This is a genomic window from Sediminibacterium sp. FW305-C-49, from assembly GCF_058231085.1.
Window position 1 is genome coordinate 402017 of record NZ_JBIQXS010000002.1, and the last position, 12469, is coordinate 414485.

Consider the following 12469-nt stretch of genomic DNA (forward strand, 5'->3'; position numbering starts at 1 on the left):
ATAAAATTTCATCCCTTTGTCTTTTATTTTTTAAAACGTGCACCAACAACCAATTCTTTACTGCCAGGCGTATAAGTATAAAAACCTTCGCCTGATTTTACCCCAAGCTTACCTGCTGTTACCATATTTACCAGTAAAGGGCAGGGGGCATATTTGGGATTGCCGAAACCATCATGCAATACCTGGAGAATGCTCAAACATACATCCAGCCCAATAAAATCAGCCAATTGTAAAGGTCCCATCGGGTGAGCCATGCCCAATTTCATAATGGTATCGATGGCTTCTACATCGGCAATACCTTCGTATAAACTACAGATGGCTTCATTAATCATGGGCATCAGTATTTTATTGGCAATAAAACCGGGGTAGTCATTCACTACACATGGTACTTTACCCAATGCCTTACTGAGTTCAACAATCGTGTTACTTACTTCTGTTGTAGTGGCATACCCATTGATGATCTCCACCAGTTTCATAACTGGTACAGGATTCATGAAATGCATGCCAATTACTTTTTCAGGTCTTTTAGTAACTGCTGCAATTTTAGTGATGGAAATAGAAGAAGTATTGGAAGCAAGTATCGTATGCTCAGGAGCTGCTGCATCTAACTGACGAAAAATATTGAGCTTAAGTTCTGCATTTTCTGTGGCCGCTTCAACTACCAGATCGGCATTGGCTACCCCTTTTTTAATATCTGTTTCTGTAATCAGTCTTGCAATAGTAGCCGTTTTCTCTTCCTCTGTAATGATGGCTTTGGCAACCTGTCTGTCAAGATTTTTTGAAATAGTCTGTAATGCTTTTTCAAGCTGAGCTGCATTCACATCAATCAACTGAACCGAAAAGCCGTTCTGGGCAAATACATGCGCAATACCGTTACCCATGGTACCTGCTCCAATAACACTTACATTTTTAATTGGCATATATCAATCGTTTAGTATGCGCAAATGTAAAGCTGTGTGGTGTAACACAGTGAGCCTTGTGAGTCAAAATCAGTAAAATAGTCCCGGAAACTTAGTCTTTTCGCTTAAAATCACCTCTTTTCCAGGCTTTGATGAAGTCTGCCCAGGCAGCAGGGTTAAGGATATTCATAGGTGGTAACTGACCCGAATAGTAGTATTTATTGGCTTGTTGGCGAAGCTGGTAGTTAATAGCTTCCCTGCCATCAGCGGGCAAGCTGTTGATCAGGATTCTTCGTTGGGCCTCATCGGTATTTTTACGGGCAATTTCGTAAGCGTCATCAGAAATTTTGTTATTAACAAAATCACGCTCAAACTGCTCCCTTGTAGGTCTGGGTTTTAGAATGGTTGCCGGCAGATAAGCAGTGTCGCTTACCAATAATTGAATAACACTGTATTGATTATCAGTAAGATTTAAAGGGATTTCAATACTCCTATTCTTGAATCCAATACAGGAAAAAGTAATTCTGTCACCTTTCAAAACGGCGATGGAGAATACGCCGTCAGGGTTGGTAATGGTACCACGTCCCTTTCCTTCCACAATAATGCTGGCAGAGGGAATGGCGCGAAGGCTGTCGGCAGTCATCACTACACCATACAATTGCACCACCGAATCCCTGTACACATTCGCAGATTGCTGCGCAGTTGTTTTAACACAGGTCAGCAGTACGATAAGGCAGAAAAAAGAAATGCGTACAAATAATTTCATTGTTGTAAAAATACAAATGGTTTTCCCAAAATCGACAACAACCGGCTTAAGAGATTGTTGAAAACAAAATGAATTCTGACAAAGTAAGGCTGCGAGCGGTTAACTTTGCACCCTCATTGACTTTTTTAACAAAAACTTGCGTGATGACTGAAGCTGCAATATTAAATGCCCTGAGTAATGTGCAGGAGCCCGATTTGGGAAAGGATCTTGTGACGCTGAATATGATAAAAGATATTCAGATAAAAGATAATAATGTAAGTTTTACAATTGTCCTTACCACACCAGCCTGCCCCATGAAAGATATGATGCGGACAGCCAGCGAAAATGCGGTGAAATTACTGGTGAACAAAGAAGCTAAGGTCACGGTGAATTTCACTTCAAATACATCTACCACCCGAAAAGATAACCAGCAGGTATTATCGGGGGTGAAAAATATTATTGCAGTCGTGAGTGGAAAAGGTGGTGTAGGTAAGAGCACTGTCTCTGCAAACCTTGCACTGGCACTGGCAGAAGGTGGTGCCACTGTTGGATTAATGGATGCAGATATCTATGGACCTAGTGTCCCTATAATGTTTGGTGTACGGGGTGAGCGTCCGATGATGAAAGAAGTGAATGGTAAAGGAATGATTGTTCCCTTGGAAAAGTTTGGCATTAAGTTGATGAGTATAGGATTACTTGTAGATGAGAAGAATGCAGTAGTCTGGAGAGGTCCAATGGCCAGCAGCGCCATCAGACAGTTTGTAACCGATGTTGACTGGGGAGAACTGGATTATCTTGTTATCGACATGCCTCCGGGAACAGGTGATATTCACCTCACATTAATGCAAACGGTACCAGTTACCGGTGTTGTCATTGTTACTACACCACAGAATGTGGCGCTGGCCGATGCAAAAAAGGGAATAGCCATGTTTGGTCAGGCACAGATTAACGTACCTATTATAGGACTGGTGGAGAATATGGCTTATTTCACACCTGCGGAATTGCCCAATAATAAATACTATCTGTTTGGAAAAGATGGGGGCAAAAACCTGGCTGAGGAATACGATCTGCCATTTTTAGGACAGGTTCCATTGGTGCAGGATATCAGGGAAGGTGGAGACATCGGCGTACCAGCCATGGTTGGTAAAGATGAATTGAGTAAAGAAGCACTTCGCCATTTTGCTGCAAATGCGGTAAGAAATATAGCCATCAGGAATGCCAGCGTACCTCAAACAAAACCTGTACAGATAACAACTTAATAGCGGTCAGGAATTGGTATAAACGGTGAAGTAATTCAGATCAGACTTTGATAGTTTTGATGCTTCAAATTATTCACTACATGTACCATTTGCCAGATTATCAGGAAAAAGACAAGCAGCGTGTCTATGAATTCATACAGCAATATCCTTTTGCAACATTAATTGGAGTGGCCACAGATCAACAACCAGTGGCAACGCAAATACCAGTATTACCCAAAGAAAAAAACGGGAAACTATTTTTGCTAGGTCACATCATGAAACAGACCGATCACCACAAGGCATTTTTAGAAAATAATCAAGCACTCGTATTGTTTACAGGGCCACATGCTTATGTAAGTGCAAGTTGGTATGAAAATAAACAACAAGCTTCTACATGGAATTACATGACGGTACATGCAAAGGGAACAATACGTTATCTGCCCGACACAGATTTGCCAGCTATGCTTGATGAGCTGACTTCTTATTTTGAGAATAACCCATCTTCACCCTCTCTGTACAAAAATTTACCGGAAGCTTATCTTCAAAGACTGATGAAAGCTATTGTCGCTTTCGAAATAGAAGTGGAGCAAACCAACGCTGTTTTTAAGCTAAGCCAGAACAGGGACGAAAAAAGTTTTCAGCATATTCTCGAAAAACTGGAGACCGGTGATGCTAATGCACAAAGCATAGCAGCCGAAATGCGGAAAATACAGGTGGGTCTGTATAAACAATAATTTTAATTGGGGATTTAGCTGTAAAAAATTATTTTCAGATGGTAAAACCTTTTATCATGAGAAAAATAATAGGGATTGTTTTTGCTATATGTATTGTTCTGGGCAGCGATGCACAAATGGTTTCCATGTTGGGTGGAGGAGGAAATGAAAGAGCAGTGAAATCAAAGTCTGGATCATATTCCATGTCTCCACAGAAAAATATTGTTGAGAATACGGCAGGTTCAACAGAGCATTCAACATTATTAATGTTATTACAGTCAGCCGATCTGATTGAGACCCTGTCAGGCCCGGGCCCCTACACAGTATTTGCCCCAACAAATGAAGCATTTTCCAAAATTCCACAACCTGTTTTATCATCATTGTCAGATTCTGAAAACAAAAAGCAATTGGCTAAAACACTGGGTTTTCATGTTGTAGCCGGTAAACTGGATGCCGATGCTTTATCGAAAATGATAAAAGAAGCCGATGGAGCAGCTACACTTACAACATTGGCTGGTTTAACTTTGACCATCAGCAAAAAAGGCAAGAGGATAATATTGTCTGATGGTAAAACGGTACAGGCAACAATTATTGCGGCAGACATTACACAGACAAATGGAGTAATGCATGTAGTTGACAAAGTATTGCTTGTTCAATAATGACGGACATTGAATGAAATATAAAAACCTGGCCGCAAAGCCAGGTTTTTATATTTCATTCAAAAAATATGGGCAGAAAAAAACTGTAGTTGTTCCTCTCTCGTATGTGTATGGGTAAACAAATCAACCCAATACAATAAAAATTACAGTATGAAAAAGTTAGTTATTATGATCTGCGCTGCAGTTTCATTTAATGCTGCCATTGCACAGGAAAAAACAGTAGAAGTAGGTGGTGCACCTATGTATCCATCTAAAAATATTGTCGAGAATGCAGTGAATTCAAAAGATCACACAACGCTCGTGGCAGCAGTTAAAGCAGCCGGGCTGGTGGAGACATTGCAAGGGGCAGGGCCATTTACTGTTTTTGCACCTACCAATACCGCATTTGGAAAATTGCCAGCCGGTACTGTTGAGACACTGGTAAAACCAGAGAATAAAGCTACGCTTACAAAAATTCTCACTTACCATGTTGTAGCGGGAAAATATGATGCGGCAGCTATTGCTCAATTAATTAAAGAGGGTGGTGGTACAGCTACTTTAAAAACCGTTTCCGGAGGCAACCTGAAAGCATCAATGAAAGGCAAGAAGTTAATACTTACAGATGAGAAAGGAGCTGTGTCAACTGTAACCATTAGTAATGTGTACCAGAGCAATGGGGTGATTCACGTAATTGACAGTGTAGTATTACCTGGTTAGAGCATACAAATATTTTAAGCATATTAAAAGCCGGCAGATTTGCCGGCTTTTATGTTTGTAAGTCGGCTATTTTACTGCAACTTTGCCGCCAGCACCGGTATGAAAAAAATCATCATCACATTAGACGGGTTTTCCTCCTGCGGAAAAAGTACACTCGCAAGGCAATTAGCCAAAGAGTTGAACTATGTGTTTATCGACAGTGGGGCTATGTACAGGGCCATCACGCTGTATTTTATACGTGAACATATTGATTGCAGTGATACAGAGGAGGTAAAAAAAGCTTTGGCAGATATCAATCTCTCCTTTGAATACAACCCTATAACAGGTCAGAGTGATATGTACCTGAATGATGAAAATGTAGAGTTATTAATTCGTGAAATGATCGTAAGTGAGCGGGTGAGTGAAGTGGCAGCATTAAAAGAAGTGCGTGAATTTGGTGTAGCGCAACAGCAGCAGATGGGCACCAGGAAAGGCATTGTAATGGATGGTCGTGATATTGGCACTACCGTATTTCCTGATGCTGAACTGAAAATATTTGTTACGGCAGATCCTGCAGTAAGGGTAGAACGGAGATTTAAAGAGTTGTACGAGAAAAATCCGGCTATTACCATTGAAGAAGTAAAGCGAAACCTCGAAATGCGTGATTATGTAGATAGTAACCGGGAATTCAGTCCATTAAGACAGGCGGCCGATGCCATTGTATTGGATAACAGTGATCTTACAAGAGAAGAGCAGTTGGAGGTAGCTTTAAACTGGGCAAGAGAGAAAATAGCGCAGTAGTTTACACAGATAATTTTGGCCTTGAAAAGGCTTTATTAAGTATATTGCAAAAAAAAAGGGTCCCTCCGTGGAAACGGAACGACCTCTACGATTGCTTGCCATACGAAAATTCTTGAAGGGTTTTATCCCCGATATTTTAAACGCTTAATGCGTTGATTGCGATTGTTTGTTGTCTCTCTTCGATTGCCTTGCCGTATGAAATACGATTGCTTTCTGATGTAAAAGTAGAACACAGAATAAATGTAAAAAAGACAAGTTTAACCTGTTTTTCTTACGCTAAAAATGGATTCTATTGTCTGAAACCCTTTATTTTATTGGGTTTCTGGTTAAAATTGATATGATGCCCAACCGTACGCAGGACCCCTTATTTCAACTCATAAAGTCGCTCCAGAAATCGGAAAAACGACATTTCAAGCTCTATATCAAGAGAAATTCGGCCAAAGACGACCTTAAAATCATACAACTCTTTGATGCACTGGAGAAAATGAGCGATTTCGACGAGAAAAACCTGCTTAAAAAACTCGCTGGAATTGAAAAGCCACAATTGGCCAATCTCAAAACCCATTTATATAAACAACTTTTGTCGAGTCTCAGGCTGTTGAAGAGTACGGAGAGTATTGATATGCAGTTGCACGAACAACTCGATCATGCCCGTATACTTTACAACAAAGGATTGTATCACCAGAGCCTGAAAATACTGGATCGTGCAAAAGATATGGCACACCAATATCACCAGGACAGTTTTCTGATCCAGATTATTTCACTGGAGAAAAAAATTGAAACCTTACACATCACCAGGAGTATGCAGGACAGGGCAGAACAATTGACTCTGGAAGCCAATCTGGTGAATGATAAAAGAAAAATGATTACCCAACTTTCTAATCTTGCGTTACAATTGTATAGCTGGTATGTGAAAAATGGTCATGCTCGAAATGAGGCGGATGAAAAAGGCATCAAAGATTTTTTTAAATCACAATTACCGGTAAATGCTGATAAACTCCAGGGTTTTTATGAAAGACTTTATTTATACCAGAGTTATTGCTGGTATGCTTTTATCAGACAGGATTTCCTGATGTATTACCGTTACAGCCAGCAATGGCTGAATCTCTTCGAGGCTGAGCCGGCAATGATTGAAGTAGAGACCGGACATTATATCAAAGGTTTGCATAATTTATTGAATGCGCATTTCGATTTGCGTAACTTCAAAAAATTCGGAGAAGTGCTGACAAAGTTTGAATTGTTTGCGGCAACTGATCTTCCCAATAGACATGATATTTTCAGGGTACACAGCTTTATTTATATTACCAGTGCGAGACTGAATCAACACCTTATGCAGGGAATGTTTCAGGAAGGGTTGAAACTGGTGTCGCATATTGAGGCACAGCTTGCAGAAAACGCACTGTATATTGACCAGCACAGGGTACTCGTCTTTAATTATAAAATTGCCACCCTCTATTTTGGTAGCGGCGATTATAATACCTGTATTGATTACCTGAGAAGAATCATCAACGATCATGTGGACCTGCGTAATGATCTCCAGTGTTATGCACGATTACTTCACCTCATGGCGCACTATGAATTAGGTAATGCAGAGTTGATTGAAACATCGCTGATCAAATCGGTATACCGATTTATGGCCAAGATGGAGAACCTGACTGTGGTGGAAGAAGAAATGTTTCGCTTTCTTAGAAACTCTTTCCAGATGCCGGCTAAAGAAGTGAAAACGGCACTGAAAGATTTCCTGCAGAAGATAAAACACTATGAAAAGAACCGTTTTGAAACAAGAGCTTTTGCATACCTGGATGTGATTTCATGGGTAGAAAGTAAAGTATATGGTAAAACCATGAGTACCATTATTCATGATAAATACCTGGAGAGTAAAAGAAAATAAATGTAGCATTATATTATTCTTCGAAATAAACAAGACTTCCGCCGACCCATTCTTTGTCTTTGTTGTAGCGAACGCCAATCATTTTTCCTTTGCTTAACCTGGCCAGGTTATTGGTGGCAACGGGTCTTGCTTCACCATCTTTCCAGAAATAAAAAATACGTATCTCTACTTTAGCAGGTATATCAGGGGTTTGAATGATATCTGCATATTTCACTTTTCGCTGTAAAATCCAGTTTTCAGGATCCGTTACTTTAGTAATATCTTCTTTTGTTACATCAATCACCACCCCTTGTCCGGCAAAAGAGAATAGAGGTTTTAACACATACTGATCAAGGTCTTCCGGAATGGTATCAATTTCATTCAGGAAATAGGTTTTGGGAACATAGGGATGATCAATAAAAGGCAATGTGTATTTGCTGATACGGTAAAACCAGTTGGGATGCGGCACCCATTCAACATCAAGATCTTCCAGCAATAGTTTCCCTTTTTCCTGTATGGCTTCAGATTGCTGTTGCAGGTCATCAAAAATGATGCGGTTGTAGATTCTTTTTACCTGTATTTTTTTCCCTTCAGCATTGACATAAAATAATTGCTTTCCTTCCTGTATCAGTTCTGTTAAACATACCACCGGGATACCTGTGTACATACTGGTACAGTAAAAATCGATTTTTGTTTTTTGTTGATGCGGTAATATTTCCAGCAGTATCACATTTTCGGCTGCATGGTTACCAAGCAGGATTTCCCTTAACAAAGAAGTGTAGCTGTCGCGATGATAGCCATTCAGGTATGTACTGTATCCTTTAGGAACATTGAAATGACGGCGTGTTACTTCATCCTGCCAAACCTGGTAGCCAAACAAGGTAGGGAAGCCCTGCATTTCTATGAGTTGTGGTTCATATTCTCCGTTTTCGTTTTCACAGATGCCAAAATCGAAAGCAATAAAATGAGAATGTGCATTTTCATTCGGTACCCTTACATCGTTAGGAATGGCATGTGAAGTGAGTACATTAAAGTTGAATTGTGTGATGACATCCACAATACTTTCACAGGCACCAAGCACTTTTTCTTTAAAAGATCGATCTATGAATACAGGTGTTTCTGCTACACGGAACTCTATGGCACCCGGAAATAAACTGTTGAGGTCGGCTAAATATGCCTGGTATTGTTCAGCACTGAATTGCTGATTAAAATCCGCTCTGATGGAAGGAACCATAATTCTTCTTTAGGTCTCTGAAAATATAAAAACCTTTTGATAAGAAGAAGATATTTGCCCGGTGTAGCTATTAATTTATTATTTCTCAACAGCCAGCTCCTGTGTAGCAAGCTGAAGGAAATTGGGCAATACGGTTTTATAAGTGGTGAGAATTTTACCGGGATCCTGTAGCTGTTCCACCATACTTTGCCATTTTTCGGCACCGTGGTTCTCAATCACCGTTTGTTTTTTATCTTCTCTCATCAGGTACATGTGCATACCTGAGGCATCGGCTTCGGGATGAAACTGGGTGCCGATAAAATGATCATTAAATCGGATAGCCATAACGGCTCTTTCATAAGGTACATGGGGTCTGTTCTTTTCAATAGCAAGAATAGTAGCACCCATTTGGTGTAGTTTGTGAATATCGGGCTCAATTACCTGGTAGTCGCGGCTGTCTACACTATAAAAAGGATCGTTTAACCCATCAAAAATGGGCTCAGTGGTGCCGCCATCAAGCATATGAATGGGGAAAACTCCAAAAGCAGTGGATTTTCTTTTACAAACATTGCCAATGGCATAATGCCGGCAAATCAGTTGAAAACTATGACAGATAAAGAAAACATGTTTTTTGTCTGACTCTTGTGCAGAAAAATTCCAGGATTCGATATCGGCAAACCATTTGAAATAGGCGGTTTCCCATTTGCTGCCCTCCGATTCAAGTGGTGAGCCCGGACCGCCACTTGAAATATAAAGATCAAAACTAGTATCGGGAACAGCCAGTTGCTGGCGCACATCAAACTCTTCGTAGTAAAGATCAAAACCTCTCTGGTTACACCAGTCATGAATGATTTCTCTGATACAACGCATACCCTGATTAGCCTGACCTTCATACAGATCAAGAACGGCTATACGTATATGTTTTTGCTCACTCCATATATTCATCGGGACAAACTTAGGAATCTTTTTAAAATTGCTGATCTAAGATCTCTGATGTCGGATTTGTGAAACGCATAAAAAATCAGACATCAGACATCAGCCATCAGAGATAACTAAGATTCGTTTTTGGTGTCAGCGCCAGCAAACTGTGGTACATCAGTTTAATGGTTTCTTCAATATCACTTTTGTGTAACATTTCTACCGTGGTATGCATATAACGCAAAGGAATGGAAATCAGTACCGAAGGGCATCCGTCATTGGCATAGGCAAAACTATCCGTATCGGTACCGGTACTTCTGCTCAGTGTTCTGAACTGAACAGGTATTTTATTTTTTTCAGCTACATCTTCCACCAGTTTCAGGAGTTTGTTGTGAATGGCGGGTGCGTAAGCCAGTGAAGGTCCTTTACCACACTGGATATCGCCTTCAATGATTTTACTGATCATGGGTGTACTGGTATCATGTGTTACATCGGTAATGATGGCTACATCGGGTTTAATCCTGCGGGCAATCATTTCAGCACCTCTTAGTCCGATTTCTTCCTGAACGGCGTTTACCACATAGAGGGCAAAGGGTAATTTCTTTTTATTTTCTTTCAGCAGTCTTGCTACTTCAGCAATCATAAAACCGCCAACGCGGTTATCAAAAGCACGACCGATATAAAAATCATTTGCCAGCTCATCAAAGCCTTCCTGGTACGTAACAACCGCACCAATATGAATACCCAATGCTTCAACTTCTTTGCGGTTACGGGCACCGCAATCAAGACAAAGATTATCCACTTTTGGTTGTGGTTCTTTTGCATCGGGGTTGCTTAGTCTTGTGTGAATGGCCGGCCAGCCAAATACCGCTTTAACCGGTCCTTTTTTTCCATGAATCCAAACACGCATAGCCGGTGCGATCTGGTGATCAACTCCACCGTTTCTTTTCAGATAAATCAAACCCTGGTCGTTGATATAATTAACAAACCAGCTGATTTCGTCAGCGTGTGCTTCAATCACAACTTTAAAGGGTGCGGTTGGATTGATGACGCCTACTGCTGTGCCGTAGGGATCTGAGAAAAAACTGTCTGTATAAGGTTTTACGTATTCCATCCATATTTTCTGACCACTACTTTCAAAGCCTACCGGGGATGGCGTATTGATATAATTCTTCAAAAAATCGAGTGACTGACTGGTTAAAATAGACTTTGACTTTGTTTTTGTTACGGTCTTGGACTTGGCCATGCTGTATGATTTGAATGAATACTAAATGATGATGCAAACGGTTACCTGATGCCAATAAAGCTGCCTGTGATGCCACATAAGGCTTTAACAAGCATCAATCCGTCGATGATTGCAAGATAATAGAGAATGCTTTTACGACGGTGCATATGATAGGTTACAATTATCAACAAAATAAAGGGGAGGGTGTTGATGAGGATTCGTAAGGGAGGAAAAGTATGCGTAAAACCATAAGTGAGAAAAGTGCCCAGTCCGACCAAAGTCAGCGGTATGATGATAAAAAAAAGTGTTTTCCTGAGTCCGTACCGGACTACAAAAGTTTTCAATTCCTGGTTATGATCGGCCGCGTAATCCTTGATATCGAATAAAATACATAACATGGTAATAAACATGCCGTTTTTAATAAACAGCAGGGAGTGAAACATTTCAGGTTGGAAGGGGCGATTGTTTTCCAGGGCAGCAAAGAAGGCCGGGTAAATGGTAACAATACCTGCCCAGATAAATCCAATGACAAAAGGTTTGATCCAGCCAAGGGAGCGAAGACTTGAACCCCGGATAAACGGAATTCTGTCACCATAATACCAGATGGCCAGCAAAGGAAATACAGATAGCAATAACCAATGTCTGGTGGTAACCTGACTTATATGGTCTTTCCATTCTATCAATAAATAAAGCCCGATGAACATTGTTATCACTGTTAATACCCATTGCGATGTGTAGACCCACTTCTGCTGTTGTCTGTACCATTGATGGCGTGGGTTGATATTGGGCTGGTTGTTCTCACTGAGGTATGCATGTGTGTAGTAAAGCACTGTCGTACTAAAAAGAAGAAGGTAGAACAATGCATTATTCAACGGATAACCCTGTTGAAGATTGGCTTCAATGGCAAGTGCCACTACACAGCAGCCATAGAAATAGTTGCCAAAAAACAAATGATGAAAAAAACGTTCCGCAGATTTCAATAACAGCTTTTTAATGCTTTATTGCCGGGTTAGGAGAGAAAACAAATTATTTTAAAATAACAATATCGGGTGATACCACAGTATCACTTACGTTTTTGGCCTTGTCTCTTGTCCAGAAACGGAAAAAGCAGGTATCGTTTTTCGAGCAGGTAGGAATAACGGTATAATTACTGCCCGGAATGAAACCAGTACTATAACCCAATTCGAATACACCCTTCAGGTTACTGGTTGCTGTAAATGTTGGAATTTTGGCCCTGTCATTGAAGCTATTACACCCGTTTACTTTTGATATTTTCTGTACCCAGATACTATCCTGTACATCTCCTTCCTTGTCGGTAAATTCGATGGAAAAGATGATGGCAGAACCGCTGCCAAAGACTTTTCCGTTCACACTCTTAAACTCAAGCTGTGGGCGGGTAGTATAAGTATCTTTTTTACAGGCTGTAATGCCGAGTATAATTGCACTGAATATCAATAATTTTGCCTTCATTCGTTCTGCTTTCATTTCAAATTTAGTTAAAACATTACAATAG

The 12469-nt window shown here is 40.4% G+C and carries 13 protein-coding genes; 6 read left to right on the plus strand and 7 right to left on the minus strand.

Annotation, left to right across the window (positions count from 1 at the left end):
* Positions 1–23: 23 nt before the first annotated feature.
* Complete coding sequence (locus tag ACH3Z1_RS09150) at positions 24–920, minus strand: 3-hydroxybutyryl-CoA dehydrogenase (protein ID WP_490821624.1); 897 nt, start codon at positions 918–920, stop codon at positions 24–26.
* A gap of 91 nt (positions 921–1011) precedes the next feature.
* Positions 1012–1665, minus strand: a complete 654-nt coding sequence (locus ACH3Z1_RS09155; protein WP_490821625.1) for a carboxypeptidase-like regulatory domain-containing protein — start codon at positions 1663–1665, stop codon at positions 1012–1014.
* Positions 1666–1808: 143 nt separating this feature from the next.
* Here ACH3Z1_RS09155 and ACH3Z1_RS09160 point away from each other — a divergent pair, with 143 nt between their 5' ends.
* The 6 genes from ACH3Z1_RS09160 (at position 1809) to ACH3Z1_RS09185 (ending at position 7621) form a co-directional block, all read left to right on the plus strand.
* Entirely contained in the window at positions 1809–2903 is a 1095-nt protein-coding gene (locus ACH3Z1_RS09160) for an Mrp/NBP35 family ATP-binding protein (protein WP_490821626.1), read from the plus strand.
* Between the two features lie 80 nt (positions 2904–2983).
* A complete protein-coding gene (locus ACH3Z1_RS09165; RefSeq protein ID WP_490821627.1) occupies positions 2984–3616 on the plus strand; it encodes an FMN-binding negative transcriptional regulator in 633 nt (210 codons plus the stop codon).
* 56 nt (positions 3617–3672) lie between these two features.
* Positions 3673–4254, plus strand: a complete 582-nt coding sequence (locus tag ACH3Z1_RS09170) for a fasciclin domain-containing protein (protein WP_490821628.1) — start codon at positions 3673–3675, stop codon at positions 4252–4254.
* A 150-nt stretch (positions 4255–4404) separates the two neighbouring features.
* Positions 4405–4950 (plus strand): fasciclin domain-containing protein, encoded by a 546-nt coding sequence (locus tag ACH3Z1_RS09175; RefSeq protein ID WP_490821629.1) that lies wholly within the window; start codon positions 4405–4407, stop codon positions 4948–4950.
* Between the two features lie 99 nt (positions 4951–5049).
* Positions 5050–5730, plus strand: coding sequence for a (d)CMP kinase (gene cmk, locus ACH3Z1_RS09180; RefSeq protein WP_490821630.1), 681 nt, complete (start codon positions 5050–5052; stop codon positions 5728–5730).
* Between the two features lie 292 nt (positions 5731–6022).
* Entirely contained in the window at positions 6023–7621 is a 1599-nt protein-coding gene (locus ACH3Z1_RS09185) for a hypothetical protein (protein WP_490821631.1), read from the plus strand.
* Between the two features lie 13 nt (positions 7622–7634).
* Here the strand turns inward: ACH3Z1_RS09185 and ACH3Z1_RS09190 are convergent, their stop codons facing one another.
* The 5 genes from ACH3Z1_RS09190 to ACH3Z1_RS09210 all read right to left on the minus strand — a co-directional run bounded on the left by ACH3Z1_RS09190 (position 7635) and on the right by ACH3Z1_RS09210 (position 12441).
* Complete coding sequence (locus ACH3Z1_RS09190) at positions 7635–8834, minus strand: hypothetical protein (protein ID WP_490821632.1); 1200 nt, start codon at positions 8832–8834, stop codon at positions 7635–7637.
* A 78-nt stretch (positions 8835–8912) separates the two neighbouring features.
* Entirely contained in the window at positions 8913–9758 is an 846-nt protein-coding gene (locus ACH3Z1_RS09195; RefSeq protein WP_490821633.1) for a type 1 glutamine amidotransferase, read from the minus strand.
* 97 nt (positions 9759–9855) lie between these two features.
* On the minus strand, positions 9856–10977 hold the full coding sequence (locus ACH3Z1_RS09200; RefSeq protein WP_490821634.1) for a M42 family metallopeptidase: 1122 nt from the start codon (positions 10975–10977) through the stop codon (positions 9856–9858).
* Positions 10978–11018: 41 nt separating this feature from the next.
* Positions 11019–11936, minus strand: coding sequence for a UbiA prenyltransferase family protein (locus ACH3Z1_RS09205; protein WP_490821635.1), 918 nt, complete (start codon positions 11934–11936; stop codon positions 11019–11021).
* 46 nt (positions 11937–11982) lie between these two features.
* Positions 11983–12441, minus strand: coding sequence for a hypothetical protein (locus ACH3Z1_RS09210; RefSeq protein ID WP_490821636.1), 459 nt, complete (start codon positions 12439–12441; stop codon positions 11983–11985).
* Positions 12442–12469 lie beyond the last annotated feature (28 nt).